This is a genomic window from Pseudomonas sp. FG98, from assembly GCF_057808595.1.
The window spans coordinates 1-18,967 of record NZ_JBMDIJ010000099.1; the positions used below are offsets into that span (position 1 = coordinate 1).

General features: G+C 63.7%; 17 protein-coding genes. 6 read left to right on the forward strand and 11 right to left on the reverse strand.

The window, feature by feature from the left end; all coding sequences use genetic code 11:
• Positions 1–119 precede the first annotated feature (119 nt).
• Both ACODSK_RS29235 and rlmKL read right to left on the reverse strand, forming a co-directional pair.
• Positions 120–2,510, reverse strand: coding sequence for a sensor domain-containing diguanylate cyclase (locus ACODSK_RS29235; RefSeq protein WP_489021152.1), 2,391 nt, complete (start codon positions 2,508–2,510; stop codon positions 120–122).
• A gap of 99 nt (positions 2,511–2,609) precedes the next feature.
• The gene (gene rlmKL, locus ACODSK_RS29240) at positions 2,610–4,802 is read right to left on the reverse strand and encodes a bifunctional 23S rRNA (guanine(2069)-N(7))-methyltransferase RlmK/23S rRNA (guanine(2445)-N(2))-methyltransferase RlmL (RefSeq protein ID WP_489021154.1); all 2,193 of its coding nucleotides are present in this window, start codon (positions 4,800–4,802) and stop codon (positions 2,610–2,612) included.
• 532 nt (positions 4,803–5,334) lie between these two features.
• On the opposite strand from rlmKL, the gene rmf reads away from it, so the two are divergent.
• The gene (gene rmf / locus ACODSK_RS29245) at positions 5,335–5,550 is read left to right on the forward strand and encodes a ribosome modulation factor (protein WP_009404525.1); all 216 of its coding nucleotides are present in this window, start codon (positions 5,335–5,337) and stop codon (positions 5,548–5,550) included.
• Between the two features lie 103 nt (positions 5,551–5,653).
• On the opposite strand, the gene ACODSK_RS29250 is transcribed toward rmf, so the two are convergent.
• Positions 5,654–6,679 (reverse strand): quinone-dependent dihydroorotate dehydrogenase, encoded by a 1,026-nt coding sequence (locus tag ACODSK_RS29250; protein WP_489021156.1) that lies wholly within the window; start codon positions 6,677–6,679, stop codon positions 5,654–5,656.
• 157 nt (positions 6,680–6,836) lie between these two features.
• Between ACODSK_RS29250 and ACODSK_RS29255 the strand changes: the two genes are divergently transcribed.
• The 5 genes from ACODSK_RS29255 (at position 6,837) to cobA (ending at position 12,623) form a co-directional block, all read left to right on the forward strand.
• Positions 6,837–8,027 carry a CmpA/NrtA family ABC transporter substrate-binding protein gene (locus ACODSK_RS29255; RefSeq protein WP_489021157.1) on the forward strand — a complete coding sequence of 397 codons (1,191 nt, stop codon included), beginning with the start codon at positions 6,837–6,839 and terminating at the stop codon, positions 8,025–8,027.
• A gap of 14 nt (positions 8,028–8,041) precedes the next feature.
• Positions 8,042–8,617 carry an ANTAR domain-containing response regulator gene (locus tag ACODSK_RS29260; RefSeq protein WP_489021159.1) on the forward strand — a complete coding sequence of 192 codons (576 nt, stop codon included), beginning with the start codon at positions 8,042–8,044 and terminating at the stop codon, positions 8,615–8,617.
• A 346-nt stretch (positions 8,618–8,963) separates the two neighbouring features.
• Positions 8,964–10,175, forward strand: a complete 1,212-nt coding sequence (locus ACODSK_RS29265; RefSeq protein WP_489021160.1) for a nitrate/nitrite transporter — start codon at positions 8,964–8,966, stop codon at positions 10,173–10,175.
• 9 nt (positions 10,176–10,184) lie between these two features.
• Entirely contained in the window at positions 10,185–11,852 is a 1,668-nt protein-coding gene (locus ACODSK_RS29270; protein WP_489021162.1) for a bifunctional protein-serine/threonine kinase/phosphatase, read from the forward strand.
• Positions 11,853–11,879: 27 nt separating this feature from the next.
• Entirely contained in the window at positions 11,880–12,623 is a 744-nt protein-coding gene (gene cobA / locus ACODSK_RS29275) for a uroporphyrinogen-III C-methyltransferase (protein WP_489021164.1), read from the forward strand.
• Between the two features lie 125 nt (positions 12,624–12,748).
• Here cobA and ACODSK_RS29280 read toward each other — a convergent pair whose 3' ends face one another.
• The 8 genes from ACODSK_RS29280 to ACODSK_RS29315 form a co-directional block, all read right to left on the reverse strand.
• Positions 12,749–13,786, reverse strand: a complete 1,038-nt coding sequence (locus ACODSK_RS29280; protein WP_489021166.1) for an OmpA family protein — start codon at positions 13,784–13,786, stop codon at positions 12,749–12,751.
• A gap of 111 nt (positions 13,787–13,897) precedes the next feature.
• On the reverse strand, positions 13,898–14,464 hold the full coding sequence (sigX, locus tag ACODSK_RS29285) for an RNA polymerase sigma factor SigX (RefSeq protein WP_042124229.1): 567 nt from the start codon (positions 14,462–14,464) through the stop codon (positions 13,898–13,900).
• Positions 14,465–14,576: 112 nt separating this feature from the next.
• Positions 14,577–15,401 carry a mechanosensitive ion channel family protein gene (locus tag ACODSK_RS29290; protein ID WP_489021168.1) on the reverse strand — a complete coding sequence of 275 codons (825 nt, stop codon included), beginning with the start codon at positions 15,399–15,401 and terminating at the stop codon, positions 14,577–14,579.
• 2 nt (positions 15,402–15,403) lie between these two features.
• Positions 15,404–15,649: a CrfX protein gene (locus ACODSK_RS29295; RefSeq protein ID WP_489021169.1), complete on the reverse strand. Its 246-nt coding sequence runs from the start codon at positions 15,647–15,649 to the stop codon at positions 15,404–15,406.
• Between the two features lie 214 nt (positions 15,650–15,863).
• Positions 15,864–16,859 (reverse strand): zinc transporter ZntB, encoded by a 996-nt coding sequence (locus tag ACODSK_RS29300; protein ID WP_489021171.1) that lies wholly within the window; start codon positions 16,857–16,859, stop codon positions 15,864–15,866.
• 26 nt (positions 16,860–16,885) lie between these two features.
• Positions 16,886–17,374, reverse strand: coding sequence for a ribonuclease E activity regulator RraA (gene rraA / locus ACODSK_RS29305; RefSeq protein WP_489021172.1), 489 nt, complete (start codon positions 17,372–17,374; stop codon positions 16,886–16,888).
• Between the two features lie 96 nt (positions 17,375–17,470).
• Positions 17,471–17,770, reverse strand: a complete 300-nt coding sequence (locus tag ACODSK_RS29310; protein WP_489021174.1) for a Rieske (2Fe-2S) protein — start codon at positions 17,768–17,770, stop codon at positions 17,471–17,473.
• Between the two features lie 51 nt (positions 17,771–17,821).
• Positions 17,822–18,820, reverse strand: a complete 999-nt coding sequence (locus tag ACODSK_RS29315) for an alpha/beta fold hydrolase (protein ID WP_489021176.1) — start codon at positions 18,818–18,820, stop codon at positions 17,822–17,824.
• Positions 18,821–18,967: the final 147 nt, after the last annotated feature.

An 18,967-nucleotide genomic window follows, 5' to 3' on the forward strand; every position in this document is an offset into this window, starting at 1 on the left:
CGGCCTCATCGCTGGCAATGCCAGCTCCCACAGGTTCCTGTGTCTGGCCTGGATCATGCGGCTGGCCTGGAACCCTGTGGGAGCCGGCTTGCCGGCGATGAGGCCGGCATGGGCACCGCTCAAAACTGCTCGGCCTCCACTCGATCCCGACCACCCTGCTTGGCCGCATAGACCCCCGAATCAGCACGCAACAACAAGGCATCGGCGCCCTCCCCCGGGCGCCAGCCGGCCACGCCGAAACTGGCGGTGACACGTCCCACGCCGTCCACCGGTACGCTGCGCACCCCCTGCCAGAGCTCCAGTGCCAGGGAGTGCGCCTGGCTGGCGTTGCTGCCCGGGCACAGCACCATGAACTCCTCGCCACCCAACCGGCAGAACACATCGGTACGCCGCAGCCGATGGCTGATGCGCTGGCACAAGCTCTGCAGCACCAGATCGCCCACGGCATGACCAAAGCGGTCGTTGATCTGCTTGAAGTGATCGATATCGAGCATGATCACCGCCAGGTCCTGGCCTCCGCGTTGCGCCCGCTCCAGCTCGGCCTTGAGCCGTTCCTGGAAGTAGCGGCGGTTGTGGATGCCGGTCAGGGAGTCGGTTACCGACAGGGCGCGCAATTCTTCCTCGACCCGCTTCAGGTCGGAAATATCCGTCAGGTAGCCATGCCAGAGCGTCCCACCATCGGCCAGCGGCTCCGGCGTCGCCTCCCCGCGCACCCAGCGCAGTCCGGCCTTGGGCAGTTGCACGCGGTACTCCTCGCGCCACGGCGTCAACTGGTCGGCGGACTCGCGGATCGAGAAGCGCACCCGCGCCAGGTCATCCGGGTGAATGCGCTCGAACACCGTGGTCGCATCCTGGCGCAGCAACTCCGGATCCACTTCGTAGATATCCCGCAGGCCTTCGCTGGAGTAGCTGAAGCACGAAGTACCGTCCGGGTTGAGGCGGAACTGGTAGATCCCCCCCGGCACCTGGGCGGTGAGCTTATCCAGCAGACGGTCACGGGCTTCCAGCGCCTCGTGCACACGCTTGCGCTCGGTGATGTCGATGCAGATCGCCAGGTGCCCGACCCAGAGCCCGTACTCGTCGAGCACCGTGGTCACCAGCATATTCGCCGCCAGCAGGCTGCCATCCTTGCGCCGCAGGGTCCATTCGCCAGGTTCTTCATCGACATTGGGCAGGCTGTCCACCAGCATCGCCTGGCTGCCACTGATCTCGCGGCCGAAACGCAGGCTCATGGAGCGTGCCCGCTCGCGCACCTCTTCCGGCAACAGCAGGCTTTCGAGGGTCAGCTTGCCCACCGCTTCCTCGCAGCTGTAACCAAGCATGCGTTCGGCGCCGGCATTGAAGGTGCTGATCATGCCGTGCAGGTCGGTGGCGATGATCGCCACCTGGGTTGCCGCATCCAGCACGCTGCGCAACTGGTTGTGGGTATCACGCAGGCTTTCCTCGCTGACCCGCAGTTCGGCGGTGCGCTGCTCGACCAGGGTCAGGGCGCGCTGGCGCTGGCTGAACAGGCTGAACAGCAAGGCACTGAGCAACAGGCTGAGCAGCCCGCCGACGAACACCACGGCAGCGACCGAGGAGCGGTTGTCCTGAAGGAATTCCTGGCTCGGCGACATATCCAGCTGGTAGGAGTGGTCGGCCAGGTGCAGGACCTTGCGCACCCGCAACGGCGAATCGGCCGCTTCGTTACCCGACTGGAACAGGGCTTCCGGGCTGGCCTGCGAGGACAGGTCGAGAATCCGCACCACCAGGTTGTCTTCACTGGCGCTGGGCAAACCGTCGGCCATCAACTGGCGCATGCTCAGCACGGTCATCACATAGCCCTTGGGCTCGCCGTCGACGGCATTCATCGCGAACACCGGAGCGACCATCAGCATGCCGCGGGTATAGGCCGGCTCCACGCCGATCAGGTCGAGGGGCGCGGACACCGCCATGGCCCCGGGCGTCACCGCACGCCGCAGGGTATCGCCACGCACCTGCTGGGACAGCAGATCGAAACCCAGCGGCGGCGGCAGTTGATTACGGGTCTGGCTGAACAGCACCGGGTAATACAGCGGCCGCACCCGCGAAGGCTGCAACGCGCCCCCCTCGCCCAGTTCGCGAATGGAGAAGGTGCTGCCGAACAGCTTGCGCGAACGCTGCTCGAAGGCCGCGCGCTCCGCATCGCTGACCCGCGGCGCCCAGGAATAGGCCTGGGCACGGTGCAGCAAGGGACCGACGTAGCCATCGAACTCGTCGCGGGTGATTTCCTCGGCATACACGAAAAAACGCCGCAGACCATCCAGGCGTTGTACCTGGTCCTGCAGGCGTTCTTCGATGCGGCTGTAGCGCTCGTTGGCGAGCAGCTCGAAGCGTTGCACCAGCTGTTGCTGGTAGAGCTTGTTGGCGGCGAGCGCCAGCAGGGCGGTCAGCAGGCCACCGACCACCAAGGCAACGAAGGCCACCAGCCAGGCGGATGCTTCCTCGCTGATGAACCCAAGCATCTTCTGGCGCAAGACAGGCTTCGACATGACAACACACTCACGACGCCGGCCGGAAACGGCCCTCAAGGCTCTCTTCAATAATAGCTAGTTGCCACATCGTCGAGTACCTTGAAGGAGTCATGGCGATCACCGTGCCTGAATGCGCCAGGCCCGGTGGATCTTGCTGTTGCGGGCAAAGTCCGGGTCAAGGGTGGTGGCGCTGATTTCCTCGATGGCGTAGCGCGCCTGCAGGTTCTCGTCGAGCTGGAACTTGCGGAAGTTGTTGGAGAAGTACAGCACGCCACCCGGGGCCAGACGTGCAACCGCCAGGTCGAGCAGTTGCACATGGTCGCGCTGCACGTCGAACACCCCTTCCATGCGCTTGGAGTTGGAGAAGGTCGGCGGGTCGATGAAGATCAGGTCGTACTGCTCGCGATTGCCTTGCAGCCAGGCCATCACGTCGCCCTGTTCGAGACGGTTCTTGTCCGAGTAGCCGTTGAGCGACAGGTTGCGCCGCGCCCAGTCCAGGTAGGTCTTCGACAGGTCGACGCTGGTGGTGCTGCGCGCACCGCCCTTGGCCGCATGCACGCTGGCCGTGGCGGTGTAGCAGAACAGGTTGAGGAAGCGCTTGCCGGCCGCTTCGCGCTGGATGCGCATGCGCATCGGGCGGTGGTCGAGGAACAGGCCGGTATCGAGGTAGTCGGTCAGGTTGACCAGCAGCTTGACCCCGCCTTCGCTGACTTCGAGGAACTGCCCCTGGGTGTTCTGCCGCTCGTACTGGCGGGTGCCGCTCTGCCGCTCGCGGCGCTTGACCACCACCTTGCTCTGGTCGACACCCAGCGCCTGCGGAATCGCCGCCAGCGCATCGAACAGACGGGCCTGGGCCTTTTCCGGATCAACCGAGCGCGGCGCGGCGTATTCCTGCACATGCACCCAGCCCTGGTACAGGTCGACCGCCAGGGCGTACTCGGGCATGTCGGCATCGTAGAGGCGGTAGCAGGTGATGTGCTCGCGCTTGGCCCACTTGCCCAGTTGTTTGAGGTTCTTCTGCAGGCGGTTGGCGAACATCTGCCCGCCTTCGCTCAGGCGTGCAGGCTCGGCGGCCACGGCCTGGACCGGGCGTTCGTCGTCCTGGTTGCGCTCGCCGCTACGACGCTCGCCGGTGACGAACTGGTCCGGTTGCACCTTGATCAGCAGCAGCTTGCAGGGCAGCGCGCCGTTCCAGAAGGCGTACTGCTTGTGACTGCGAATGCCCATGCGCTTGCCCAGGTCCGGGGCGCCGGTGAACACCGCCGCTTCCCAGCCGAGGCAGGCCTGGCGCAGGCGCTCGCCGAGGTTCTGGTAGAGGTAGAGCAGGCTGGCTTCGTCGCCGAGGCGTTCGCCGTAGGGTGGGTTGCTGATTACCAGGCCTTTCTGGTTCTGGTCCGGACGCGGCTCGAAGGTGCCGACCTCGCCCTGGTAGATCTTCACCCAGTCGCTCAGGCCGGCGCGCTCGACGTTGTTGCGGCCCGGCTGGATCAGCCGCGGATCGGCCTCGTAACCGCGAATCCACAGTGGAGGGCGGGCCAGGCCGGCTTCGGCGCGGGCGCGGGCCTCGTCATGCACCTTGCGCCACAGCGCCGGCACATGGCCAAGCCAGGAGGTGAAGCCCCAGCGCTCGCGCTTGAGGTTAGGCGCGATATCGGCGGCGATCATCGCGGCTTCGACGAGGAAGGTCCCGACACCGCACATCGGGTCGGCCAGCGCCCCACCTTCGGCGGCGATGCGCGGCCAGCCGGCACGGATCAGCACGGCGGCGGCGAGGTTTTCCTTGAGCGGCGCAGCGCCTTGCTGCAGGCGGTAGCCGCGCTGGTGCAGGCTGTGGCCGGAGAGGTCGAGGGAGAGGATCGCTTCACCGCGCTCCAGGCGCAGGTGCACGCGCAGGTCGGGATTGAGCTTGTCGATCGACGGGCGCTCGCCCTGGGCATTACGCAGCTTGTCGACGATGGCGTCCTTGACCTTCAGGGCACCGAAGTGGGTGTTGTCGATGCCCGAGCCATGGCCGCTGAACTCCACCGCCAGGGTGCCGGCGGCGTCCAGGTGTTCCTGCCAGTCGACCTCGTGGACGCCGTCGTACAGATCGTCGGCGTTCTTCATGTTGAAGCGCTTGAGTACCAGCAGCACGCGGTTGGCCAGGCGCGACCACAGGCACAGGCGGTAGGCGGTTTCCATATCGGCCGAGCCGCGCAGGGCCGAGGTGTGCTCGCGCACGTCCTCCAGGCCAAGGCCGCGGGCCTCATCGGCGAGCAGGCCTTCCAGGCCTTTGGGACAGGTGAGATAGAGTTCGAAACGGTCCGACATGGGTCAATCCAGCCTTGTAGTGAAGGTGCGAGCGCATCGCCCTTCGAAGTTTGATCGGAGACCTTCTGCAAGCCTCCGAGTGGTACGACTTCGCGTACCGGGCCACCCGACGCGGTCCTTCCTGCGCTGGCAAAAAGGCTTTGATCGTCGGGCAGATGGAATAATTCTGTTGCTGTGGGTCACAAAAGTGACCCTTCGTCGTTTTATCGGCCAGCGCCGGAAAATGCTCCTGACGATGGCCTTTTGCTGCAAAGGCCGGGTAACTCCTGATGATAGTTGGCTTTACCCGGGATCTCCTTCCGTCGCAATTTTTTACTTATCCCCTCACCCATGGAAAGGTTACGTGCTTATGACAATTTGTTCGTTCACACGTCACGCCCCATTGGTTAGAACTCAACTCAGGTCGTGACCGCAACGGTACGACACTTCAGCTCGCCACGCCGGCAGCGAGCGCAAAACCGGCAGAAAGAATCTGCCCGACCTCAGACGAGGTCGACGGGACATTACAGTCAACAAATGAGGGCAGTACCCTATGAGAAGACTTAAGCGTGATCCGTTGGAAAGAGCATTTTCACGTGGCTACCAATACGGAGTCACCGGCAAATCCCGCGAGCTTTGCCCCTTCACCCTACCCTCCGTGCGCCAGGCATGGATCAATGGCTGGCGTGAAGGACGGGGCGACAACTGGGATGGCATGACCGGCACCGCTGGTATCCATAGACTCAACGAAGTTCACGCCGTTGGCTGATCGAGGAGCTTCAACCGAATAACCGCTTCACATGCGCGCCCCATCCGGGCGGCGGGCTTCGGCCCAGGGGGCCCCAAATGGGGCCCTTTTTTATGGCCGCGGATTAGCGGCCAGGCATCGCAGCAATGGCATCCACCGCTTCACGAATCAGCGCCGGGCCCTTGTAGATGAAGCCGGAGTAGATCTGCACCAGGCTGGCGCCGGCAGCGATCTTCTCGGCGGCGTGACGGCCTTCGGTGATACCACCTGCAGCGATGATCGGCATGCGCCCGGCCAGCTCACCCGCCAGGACCTTCACGGTGTTGGTGCTCTTCTCACGGACCGGGGCGCCGGACAGGCCGCCGGCCTCGTTCGCGTGGTTCAGGCCTTCGACGCCCTCGCGGCTGAGGGTGGTGTTGGTGGCGATCACCGCATCCATACCCGATTCCAGCAGCGCTGCCGCCACCAGTGCGGTTTCCTCGTCGGTCATGTCCGGGGCGATCTTGATCGCTACCGGTACCCGCTTGCCGTGGGCCAGGGCCAGTTCTTCACGGCGCACGGCCAGGGTATCGAGCAGTTGCTTGAGCGAGTCACCGAACTGCAGGCTGCGCAGGCCCGGGGTGTTGGGCGAGCTGACGTTGACGGTGATGTAGCTGGCGTGGGTGTAGACCTTGTCCAGGCAGATCAGGTAGTCGTCCACCGCGCGCTCGACCGGGGTGTCGAAGTTCTTGCCGATATTGATGCCGAGCACGCCCTTGTAGCTGGAGGCGCGCACGCGGTTGATCAGGTTGTCCACGCCAAGGTTGTTGAAGCCCATGCGATTGATGATCGCCTCGGCTTCCGGCAGGCGGAAGATCCGCGGCTTCGGGTTGCCCGGCTGCGAACGCGGGGTCACGGTGCCGATCTCGACGAAGCCGAAGCCCAGTTGGGCGAAGCCGTCGATGGCCGCGCCGTTCTTGTCCAGGCCGGCGGCCAGGCCGACCGGGTTGGCGAACTCCAGGCCCATGACCTTCACCGGCAAACGCGCCGGCGCCTTGGTCAACAGCCCGTTGAGGCCCAGGCGGCCGCCGGCACCGATCAGGTCGAGCGACAGGTCGTGGGAAGTTTCCGGGGACAGTTTGAACAACAGCTGGCGGGCCAGGTTATACATGGGCGGGCTTGGCTCTGGATTTGGAGAGGTGGCGATTATAGCCACGGCGGGCTTTGGGTGACAGGGGCTTGGCATATGGGTTGCTTGAGCGCCTGCATGGGGTCGGCATCTTCAAGACGCTGGCCAAGCGCTTTACCTGCCGGGCGACTGCACTGCGATGACCGATTTTTCCCCCTCCCCCCTGGCCTGGCTGCACGGCAGCGATGCGCCGGAAAAGACCAGCCTCAACATCGGCTTCATGGCCCTGAGCGACTGTGCGCCCCTGGTGGTCGCCGCGACCCAGGGCTTTGCCCAGCCCCATGGCCTGACCCTCAATCTCAAGCGCCAGAGTTCCTGGGCCGGGCTGCGCGACGGGCTGCTCAGCGGCGAGCTGGATGCCGTGCATTGCCTGTACGGCCTGACCTACGCCGTCCACCTGGGCATCGGCGGTGTTGCCGCAGCGCCGATGTCGGTGCTGATGGGCCTTAACCACAATGGCCAGAGCATCAACCTGTCTCCGGACTTGCGGGCCTTGGGCGTGACCACTCCTGAGGCACTGGAACGCCATGTGCACCAAAGCCGCGCAAAACTGACCTTCGCCCAGACCTTCCCCACCGGCACCCATGCCATGTGGCTGTATTACTGGCTCGCCAGCCAGGGCATTCATCCCTTGCAGGACGTCAACAGCGTGGTGGTTCCGCCCTCGCAGATGCTCGCCCACCTGCGCGCCGGTCGCATCGACGGTTTCTGCGTGGGCGAACCCTGGTCGGCCAACGCGGTGAACCAAGGCATGGGCTTTACCCTGGCCACCAGCCAATCGATCTGGCCGGATCACCCGGAGAAAGTGCTGGCCAGCACTGCCGCCTTCACCCAGCAATATCCCAACAGCGCCCGCGCCCTGGTGGCCTCGGTGCTGGCGGCCAGCCGCTTCATCGAGGAAAGCCTGGAAAACCGCCGCGCCACCGCGCGCCTGCTCAGCGCCGAAAACTACCTCGACGCACCGCTGGAGGATATCGAGCCGCGCATGCTCGGCGACTACAGCGACGGCCTGGGTAACCACTGGCACGACGCCCACGCCCTGAGCCTGCACAACGGCGGCGCGGCCAACGTGCCGTACCTGTCCGACGGCATGTGGTTCATGACCCAGTTCCGTCGCTGGGGCCTGCTGCGGGAAGATCCCGACTACCTGGGCGTGGCCCGCGAGGTCCAGCAACTCGGCCTGTATCGCGATGCCGCCACCAGCCTTGGCATCGATTGCCCGGTCGCGGTCATGCGCAGCAGCCAACTGATCGACGGTGTGGTCTGGGATGGCAGCGATCCGCGCGGCTACGCCCACGGCTTCCGCCTGCACGCTTTGTCCGACCACTAACAGGAGTTGCCCTGATGTTGCGAATCCTGTTGATCGACGACACCGAGAAGAAGGTCGGACGGCTGCGTGCAGCGCTGGTGGAAGCCGGCTTCGAGGTGATCGAGGAGTCCGGCCTGACCATCGACCTGCCGGCGCGCGTCGAAACGGTGCGTCCGGATGTGATTTTGATCGATACCGAATCACCGGGCCGCGATGTGATGGACCAGGTGGTGCTGGTCAGCCGCGACCTGCCGCGGCCGATCGTGATGTTTACCGACGAGCACGATCCGGGGGTGATGCGCCAGGCGATCCAGGCCGGGGTCAGTGCCTATATCGTCGAGGGCATCCATGCCCGGCGCCTGCAGCCGATCCTCGACGTGGCCATGGCCCGCTTCGAAAGCGACCAGGCGCTCAAGGCCCAGCTCCAGGCCCGCGACCAGCAACTGGCCGAGCGCAAGCGCATCGAGCTGGCCAAGGGACTGTTGATGAAGATGAAGGACTGTGATGAGGAACAGGCCTACACCCTGATGCGCAGGCAGGCCATGAGCAAGCAGCAGAAGCTGATCCAGGTGGCGGAGCAGATCATTGCCATGCATGACCTGTTGGGCTGATTTGTCATCAGGGCCTTATCACTTCTTGTGCCTGGCCTGGATCATGCGGCTGACCCAGCCCCCTGTGGGAGCCGGCATTGCCGGCGATGAGGCCATCAGCCTCGACATCGATCTTGCTGGTCTAGTTGTTCTTGCGGGCCTCATCGCTGGCAACGCCAGCTCCCACAAGGTCCGCGCCAGGCACCACAGGACAAACTGGCCCACCTCTTGCTAATAAATCTTCGGAAACTCCGGTAGCCAACGGCGGCTGCCCCAAAATCAAATCCGACAAAGACGTCGCTCTCCCCCTCGCCCCCATGCGAGCCGGGAAGCGGCGTTTTTTTGTTTCAGCCCCGTGAGGTGTCCCATGAATACGAGCTTCTGGAAATCCGGGCATGTCCCGACCCTGTTTGCCGCTTTCCTGTATTTCGACCTGAGCTTCATGGTCTGGTACCTGCTCGGCCCGCTGGCGGTGCAGATCGCCACCGACTTGCAACTGACCACCCAACAACGCGGACTGATGGTAGCGACGCCGATTCTCGCCGGGGCCGTGCTGCGCTTTGTCATGGGCATCCTGGTGGACAAGCTGTCGCCGAAGACCGCCGGCCTGATCGGCCAGGTGATCGTTATCGTCGCCCTGTTCAGCGCCTGGAAGATGGGGGTCAACAGCTATGAGCAAGCGCTGCTGCTGGGCGTGTTCCTCGGCGTTGCCGGGGCTTCCTTCGCCGTGTCCCTGCCGCTGGCCTCGCAGTGGTACCCGCCGCAGCACCAGGGCAAGGCCATGGGCATCGCCGGTGCCGGCAACTCCGGTACCGTGTTCGCCGCGCTGCTGGCGCCGGTACTGGCCGCTGCCTACGGCTGGAACAACGTGTTCGGCTTCGCCGTGCTGCCGCTGGTGTTGACCCTGGCGCTGTTCGCCCTGCTCGCCCGCAATGCCCCACAACGGCCGAAACCCAAGGCCATGGCTGATTACCTCAAGGCCCTGGGCGACCGCGACAGTTGGTGGTTCATGTTCTTCTACAGCGTCACCTTCGGCGGCTTCATCGGCCTGGCCAGCGCCCTGCCCGGCTACTTCAACGACCAGTACGGCCTCGACCCGGTCAAGGCCGGCTACTACACCGCCGCCTGCGTGTTCGCCGGCAGCCTGATGCGCCCGCTGGGCGGCGCCCTGGCCGACCGTTTCGGCGGCATCCGCACCCTGCTGGCGATGTACAGCGTGGCGGCGATCTGCATTGCTGCGGTGGGCTTCAACCTGCCTAGCTCGGTGGCGGCCCTGGCACTGTTCGTCAGCGCCATGCTCGGCCTTGGTGCGGGCAATGGCGCGGTGTTCCAGTTGGTGCCGCAGCGCTTCCGCCAGGAAATCGGGGTGATGACCGGGCTGATCGGCATGGCCGGCGGTATCGGCGGCTTCCTTCTGGCCGCCGGGCTCGGCGCGATCAAGCAGCACAGTGGCGATTACCAACTGGGCCTGTGGCTGTTCGCCAGCCTCGGTGTGCTGGCCTGGTTCGGCCTGCACGGGGTCAAACGCCGCTGGCGCACCACCTGGGGCTCCGCTGCCGTTACTGCGGCGCGGGTCTGAGGCATTCCCATGAGCCTGCGACTGAGCACCGCCCAGGCCAGCGCCAGCGGCCCGCGCGAGGAAAACCAGGACGCCACGCGCCTGGTCACCCCGGCGCCGGAACTGGCCGCCAGCAAGGGCTACCTGTTCGCCCTCGCCGACGGCGTCAGCCAGTGCGCCGACGGCGGCCTGGCCGCGCGGGCCAGCCTGCAGGCATTGGCCATGGACTATTACGCCACGCCGCCCACCTGGGGCGTGGCCCAGGCCCTGGATCGCCTGTTGCTGGCACAGAATCGCTGGTTGCGCGCCAATGGTGGCGGGCAGCCGCTGCTGACCACCCTGAGCACCCTGGTGCTGCGTGGCCAGCGCTTCACCCTGGCCCACGTCGGCGACTGCCGGGTCTATCGCTGGCAGACCGGGACGCTGCAGCGCCTCAGCCAGGACCATGTCTGGGACCAACCCGGCATGCAGCATGTGCTCAAGCGCGCGCTGGGTCTGGATGAACACCTGCTGGTGGACTACCTGGAAGGCGAGCTGCAACAGGGCGAGCAGTTCGTCCTGCTCAGCGATGGGGTCTGGTGCGTGCTCAACGAGCAGCAGATCGCCGGCGTACTGCGCGACCACCCGGACCTGCAGGAAGCCGCCGACACCCTGGTGCGCATGGCCCATCTGGCCGGCAGCCAGGACAATGCCAGCGCGGTCCTGGTGCGGGTCGAGGAAATCGGTAATGCCAGCCTCGGCGATACCCTGGCGCAGTTGCAGCAATGGCCGCTGCCGCCTGCGCTGCGTCCCGGCCAGCTTTTCGAAGGCTGGCAGGTGGATGCGCTGCTGGGCAAAAGCCGTCAGTCCCTGCTGTACCGCGTGCTCGACCGCCAAGGACAACCCTGGCTGCTGAAAACCCTGCCTGCCAGTCGCGAGCAGGACAGCGCTGCGCAGCAGAGCCTGCTGATGGAGGAGTGGTTTCTGCGGCGGGTGGCCGGGCGCTGTTTTCCCGAGATACATCCGGGCACCCAGCGCCAGCACCTGTACTACCTGATGCGCGAGTACCCGGGCCAGACCCTGGCCCAGCTTCAGCAGCAGGCGCCGCTGCCCCTGCCGCAATGGCTGGATATCGCCCGGCAGACCCTGCGCGCGGTGGGCATGCTGCATCGGCGCAATATCCTGCATCGCGATATCAAGCCGAACAACCTGCACCTGGGTGATGACGGCCAGGTGCGCCTGCTGGACTTCGGCCTGGCGTTTTGCCCGGGGCTGTCCGAAGACAGCGCCCACGACCTGCCCGGCACGCCATCGTTCATCGCCCCCGAGGCCTACGCCGGAGAGCCGCCCACGCAGCAGCAGGATCTGTATGCCACGGGCGTCAGCCTGTTCTGGCTGCTGACCGGGCACTACCCCTACGGCGAGATCGAAGCTTTCCAGCATCCGCGCTTCGGCACGCCGACCAGTGCCGCGCGGCTGCGCCCGGATGTACCGGAATGGCTGGAGCGCAACCTGGCCCAGGCGGTGGCCAGCGATCCGCGCCAGCGCTTCGAAACGGCCGAGCAATGGCTGTTGCTGCTCGACCAGGGCGAACATCAGCCGCTGGCGCTGCGCCCGAAACCCTTGCTGGAACGCGAACCGCTGAAGGTGTGGCGCGGGCTGGCACTGCTGTCCCTGCTGCTCAACCTGATTCTGCTGATCAGTCTGCTAAAAGGCTGACGGCGCCCTACTGATGAGGACTACACCATGAATGCAAAAGTCTGGCTGGTTGGCGCTGGCCCTGGCGATCCGGAGCTGCTGACCCTCAAGGCGGTCCGCGCCCTTAAGGAAGCCGAGGTGGTGATGCTGGATGATCTGGTCAACCCGGAGATCCTCCAGCACTGCCCGCAGGCCCGGGTGATCCGGGTCGGCAAGCGCGGTGGCTGCCGCTCGACGCCGCAGGCGTTTATCCAGCGCCTGATGCTGCGCCATGCCCGTCAGGGGCGTTGCGTGGTGCGCCTGAAAGGCGGTGATCCGTGCATTTTCGGCCGCGGCGGCGAGGAAGCCGAGTGGCTGCAGGAGCGTGGGGTGGAGGTGGAACTGGTCAATGGCATCACCGCCGGACTTGCCGGCGCGACGCGCTGCGGGATTCCCCTGACCCTGCGCGGGGTGAGTCGCGGGGTGACGCTGGTCACCGCCCATACCCAGGACGACAGCCCACTGGACTGGCAGGGACTGGCCCGCAGTGGCATGACCCTGGTGGTGTACATGGGTGTGGCGCGCCTGAAGGAGATCCAGCAAGGTTTGCTGGCTGCCGGGATGGCGCCGGGGATGCCGGTGGCGATGATCGAGAATGCGTCGTTGCCGGGGCAGCGGGAGTGTCGTAGTGAGTTGCAGCGGATGGATGTGGATGCTGGAGTGTTCGAACTGAAGAGTCCGGCGGTGCTGGTGATTGGTGAGGTGGCTGGTGTGGTGTCGGCAGTGGTTGAAGTGCAGCGTGAGGCGGTCTGATGTGTAGCGGCTAGTTCCTGATTGGGGCCGCTTGGCGGCCCTTCGCGAGCAAGCTCGCTCCCACGGTATGCGCACAAAAAGAAAAACCCGGCCGAGGCCGGGTTTTTCAGTAGGGCTTAGACCAATTACTTGGCTTGGGCTTCTACTTGAGCTTCTACGCGACGGTTAACAGCGCGACCAGCTTCGGTGGCGTTGTCGGCAACCGGACGGGTTTCACCGTAGCCAACCGACTGAACGCGGCTCGACTCAACACCGTACTGGTTGGTCAGAACGTTCTTCACGGCGTCAGCACGACGCTGCGACAGCTTCTGGTTGTAAGCGTCAGTACCGACGGAGTCAGTGTGACCTTCAACAGTGGTGCTGGTGGATGGGTACTGCTTCATGAAGTCAGCCAGGTTCTTGATGTCGCCGTAGCTGTTTGGCTTGACGACCGACTTGTCGAAGTCGAACTTGACGTCCAGCTCAACGCGAACGACTTCGGCAACAGCCGGGCAGCCATCAGCGTCAACGGTAACGTTGGCTGGGGTGTCTGGGCACTTGTCGACGTTGTCGCAGACGCCATCGTTGTCGCTGTCGGAGCAGACTTCGGCAACTGGAGCAGGAGCTGGAGCAGGAGCGGCTTTGGAGCCACCACCGAAGTTCAGGCCGACACCAACGCTTGGTGCCCACTCGGTGTCACCCTGGTCGATGTTGTACTGGGCTTCAACGCCGGCACGGGCGTAGAAGTTGTCGGTGAAGTACAGCTTGGCACCAGCGCCCAGGTTGGCGAAGGTGGAGCCGTTACGACCACCACGGCCGGTCTGGCCGATGCTCTGGTCGGAGAAACCAGCGGAGACGTATGGACGCAGCATGTCGCCTGGGTTGTTGAAGTGGTACAGAGCGTCCAGGGCGGTGTTCGAGCCCTTGATGTTCTTGCCATCTTCGCCACGAGCGTTGTGAACTTCGTCGTAGCCCAGACGCAGTTCGACGTCGTCGGTCAGGAAGTAACCAATCGAGCCACCGAACAGGTTGCCGTCATTTTTGAAGTCGCGCTGACTGTCGAAGAATTCTTTCTTGTAGAAGCCTTCAACCTCAACCGCGCCTTGGCCTTGTGCCAGAGCGCCGAAAGAAGTAGCGGCAACCAGAGAACCAATGGCCAAGCCCAAGGTGTTTTTCAATTTCATCCGTTAAATCCCCATTTGGTGATTGTTAAGCAGTCCCCACCAATATCTGGGGGACAACTCGTCGGCAAGTTTAGCAGAACCCGCCGAATCGTTAGAGAAAATTCCTTCCAGCTAAGTTTCAATCTGTCCGGAAAATTTCTCGCGAAGCTTGTCCAGCGCACGCTTGTAGCGCATTTTCGTGGCGCTCAAGCCCATGTGCATGATGTCGGCGATCTCCTGGAACTCCAGCTCTGCGACAAATCGCAGCACCAGGATTTCCCGATCGATGGGGTTCACATGAACCAGCCATCGATCCAGCCCGCCCTTCTCTTCCGGCTTCGGCGATTTCTCTTCCGAGGCCTCTTCCACCGGGTCGAGACTCAGGGCATCCATCAAACGCCGCTTGCGCCGCTCCTTGCGATACTGGGTGATGCACTCGTTATAGGTAATGCTGTAGAGCCAGGTCTTGAACTTCGATTTGCCCTCGAAGTTCTTCAATCCATACAGCACCTTCAACATCACCTCCTGACAGACATCGTCGGCGTCTCGATCGTTCCCGAGATAACGCGCGCATACGTTAAAAAGTGTGCGCTGATAGCGCCGCATGAGCTCTTCATAGGCGCGGGTAACGTGAAATAGCTCCTCATGCGAACGCGCCACCAACTCCTCATCGGTGAGTTCGCGGGGGTCGTAACGCATGGGCAGCGGTGAGGTTCTATTCAAAACAAATCAGGCCGACAGTCAGGTATTCGTCGCCGCCTGCCCAAGGGGGCAGATTTTGCGGCGGCATACATTAGCAGGATTTGCCCGGTTAGCGGCTACTGACCCGCTGCTCCAGCAGTGTCCGGTTAGACAGCGACACCAGATCGCCATCATCGGTCAGCACTACTGTCTTCACCGTACCGATCTCTTCGATCTGCCCTTCGACGTCGCCAATCCGCACTTCCTGGCCGACCTGGTAAAGCTCGCGGACATAAATGCCAGCAATGATCTGCCCGGCGATCTCGCGGCTGCCCAGGCCCATGGCCAGGGCCACGGCCAGACCAACGGTAATCAGGCCGATGACGATCACATGGTTGAGCAGATCGGTTTTCACCTCGAGCTGGCTGATGGCCACCGAGATGCTGATGATGATCACCAGGCCTTGGGCAATTCGCCCCAGCCCAGCGGCATATTCCAGGCCGATACCTTCGGCGGCGCCGCGCACCAGGCCATTGGCCACCTGGGCCAGCAGCAGGCCGGCGAGCAACACCAGCGCACCGCCGAACACCTTCGGCAGGTACAGGGCGAGCATGTCGAGGGTCGCGGAAACCCGCTCAAGACCGAGGGATTCGGCAGCGGAGACGAGGAATACCAGAAGCACGAACCAGTAGACGATCTTGCCGATCAGGGTCGAGATCGGCACCTGGATGCCGACGCGGCTGAGCATCTTGGTCAGGCCGGTGCCGCCCATCAGGCGATCGAGGCCGAGCTTGGCCAGCAGCTTGGACAGCAAGGTATCGAGCAGCTTGGCGACCACGAAGCCGAGCAGCACGACCACCAGGGCGCCAAACAGGTTAGGGATGAAGTTCGCGACTTTGGTCCACAACGCGGTCATCGCAGCGACCAGGCTCTGGGTCCAGAGATCAAGTTCCATATTCAATCGGCCTTATCAGCTTTTTTGGAAGCGGTGCGGCGAACCGGCGCAACATGCGCCGAGCCATTGTTGAGGGCGATCATCAGCGCCTGGCCCCAGCGGCCAAGCAGGCTGAACATATCGCCGGCGCCAACCTGGCGGTTGGCGGTTTTCAGGACACGCCCGAGGCAAGCGTCGTCATCCCGGTCCTGCCAGGAGGGCGACGAATTGAGCATGTCTCGCAGGGATTGTTCAAACGGATCGTGCATGGGCACCTCGCGCAATGTCTGTCAAAGACGAGACGCTCGTCCCACAGGTCACATGAAGGATGCCTACGGCAGGCTGAGATGAAACCAATGGAGCTTGTTCATCTGAACCCTGTGGGAGCTGGCTTGCCAGCGATTGCTGTGGTGAATTCACTATTGCAATCGCTGGCAAGCCAGCTCCTACAGGGACCGCGTCGTGCTTTTGATTTTGCATCAGTCAGACCCAGCGCAACCGGCGGAACAGCCACCACTGCCCCAACGCCAGGCCCAGCACCAGCAAACTGGCATAGAGGAAGCCAAGCGGGCTGTCGGAGCCCGGAATCCCGCCAACATTGATCCCCAGCAACCCGGTGACAAAGCTCATCGGCAGGAAAATGCAGGTGATGATGCCAAACCGGTACATGGTCCGGTTCATCCGCTCGTTCAGGCGGCGGTCCTCGCTTTCCAGCACCATCGCCACCCGTTCGCGGGTCAGTTCCAGCTCTTCGAGGTAGCGAATCAGGCTGTTGTTCAGCTCGTTCCAGTAATCGGCGTCGTCCTCGACGAACCACGGCCATTTGTTGCGTGCCAGTTGTGCGTAGATTTCCCGCTGCGGCGCGAGAAAACGGCGCAGACCCGCCGCCCGCCGACGCATCTGCTGCAAGGCACCATGCTCCGGGGTATACCGTTCGTCGGCTTCGAGCTTTTCTTCCTCGTCGTCGACCAGTTCCGACAGGTCGGACACCACCGCCTGGATCTTGTCAGTCAGCAATTGCGACAGGCTCAGCAGCAACTCCGACGCCGTGCGTGGGCCACGTCCTTCATCCAGTTGCTGCAACAGCTCGTCGGTAGCGCGCAACGGCCGCAGACGCAGGGAAATCACCCGGCGGTCTTCGGCGAAGATGCGCACCGACACCATGTCTTCCGGCTCGGCACCGGGATTGAGGTTGACCCCACGGAGGAACAGCAGCATCTGCGCATCAGGCAGCGCCAGCAGGCGTGGACGGGTGTTTTCTTCCAGCAGCAGGTCGCAGGAAAACTCGTTCAGCCCGCTGTCCTGGCGCAGCCAGGTCTGGGTTTGCGGGTGACCGCGGTCCCAGTGCAGCCAGAGGCTTTCCTCCGGCTGCAGGACCAGGGTGTCGAGTTCAGTCCGAGCGATAGGACGCGCACCGCCCCTGCCATCGAGAACCAGGGCATGGACCAGCCCCCACTGCGCGTTGTCTTCCTCGAACATCCCTACTCCATCGACTGTTTACGTGATTACTCGGGCATCTTCAGCGGGCTGGGCGAGATGATCACGCCGTTGTTGTCCGCGTAGACGTATTGCCCGGGGTGGAAAGTGACGCCAGCGAAGGTCACCGCGACGTTGAGGTCGCCGATGCCGCGCTTGTCGGTCTTCATCGGGTGGCTGGCCAGGGCCTGCACGCCGACGTCGGTCTGCGCCAGGACATCCACGTCCCGCACGCAACCATAAATCACCAGGCCTTCCCAGCCATTCTTCGCCGCCTTCTCGGCGAGCATGTCGCCCAGCAGCGCGCGGCGCAGCGAACCACCGCCGTCGACCACCAGGACCTTGCCCTTGCCGTCGAGATCGACCTGCTCCTTGACCAGCGAGTTGTCCTCGAAGCACTTGATGGTGACGATCTCGCCGCCAAACGAATCGCGACCGCCGAAGTTGCTGAACATCGGCTCCAGCACCTGCACCAGCTCAGGGTAGGCGTCGCACAAATCGGGCGTTACGTAATGCATGGGAAACTCCTGTCAGAACCAAGATGAATGGGTGTCGGAATTCACAATCACTGAAACGGACGAAATCTGGCAATACGGCTTTAGACCAGATTCAGGCTACACGTCGATTCCAATGCGGTCACCCTCGTAGGCCAGCTTGAACAGCTGCAGGGCCGAACAACCCGGCTGCAACGCCCGCCCGGAAGACAGGCTGAAGGTCATGCCATGCCGCGGACAGCGCAGCACATCCCCCTCCAGCGTCGCCCTGCCCAGCGGCGCGCCCTGGTGCGGACAACGGTCCTCGATCAGCACCGGACGGTTGTCCACCACCAGCAGCAACAAGCCCTGGCCATTGACCTGGAAGGTCTTGCGATAACCGTCATGCAGATTGATCAGACGCTCCAGGGCAACGAACATGGCAGGCGCTCAGCAACAATAAATGACCAGAATTCCGAAAAACGTCACATCTTAGCCGCTAACCGGCTCGGGAGAAACTTCCTCGGCAGCCGGGCGTTCCACCATCGCCAGCGGATCGCGCAACCAGCGCTCCACCAGCGGCCAGACCTGAGTCTGCGCGGGCTTGCTCACCAGCATATCCACATGGCCGAAGTTGTCGAATCCGTCCGCCACACCAAGATTCAGGAAACGCTTGTCGTCGCTGCCGATCTGCTCGAACAGCTTGCGGCAGGCCCATACCGGATCCTGGAAATCCCCAGCGCCGCCCACCGCCAGTACGGGAACCCGAACCTCGGCCAGCCCGGCCCACCAGTCATTGCCCTTCTCGCCGAAACGTCCGAACAGACCGAACCAGCGCATGCTTTCGATGGCCAGGCCGATCGGCTCGTCTTCCGGGCCGCGCTTGAGCCGCGAACCGGAGATATGCGCGAAGCGCTTGAGCAACAGGCGACCGCCCCACTCCACCGGCGGAATTTTCAGCGGCCAGTAGGTACGGCTGACCTGGGTGCCGAAGAACGCGGCACTGGCGATCAGCGTTTCATCCAGATAGCGCCCGCCCAGGGCAGCAGCCAGGGTGGTGCCGCCGAGGGAATGGCCGAGCCAGTGCGCCGCCTGTCCGGTGATTTCATGGATAAAGGCGGCGATGGCCGGCAGGTCGTAGCCGGCGTAATCGGCAACGCGGTTGCGCGCATAGTCGCGGTTGCGCGGCGACAGACCGTGGCCGCGCATTTCCGGGATCCACACATCGAAGCCGGCCCGCGCCAGATAGGCGCCCAAGCCCACGCCCTTGGGCGAAAACCAGAAGCGCCGATTGGAAAAGCTGCCATGAAGAAGAATCACCGGCACGCCCCGGGCCGACTCCTGATCGGCCATACCAAGGCGGGTCAGCGCCAGCTCGACACTCGGGTCGGGGCTGTTGCCGGCCTTCAGGCGGTAGACGTCCTCGCTCAGGTCGCCGCAACGTTCGGCCCTGAGCAGGGCCACGGGAAACAGGGTGCTGCTGCTTTGCATAGATTTCTTGCACGAAAAAGGGCAGGTTCAGGATTGGCTGGGGACCGCATCATGGCTGCCAGGTGCTTGCCTTGGGATTTTTAGCGAACTTGAGATCGAGCGCCGCCCGCGCGGCGCATCGCCGGCAACGCCGGCTCCCACATTTGT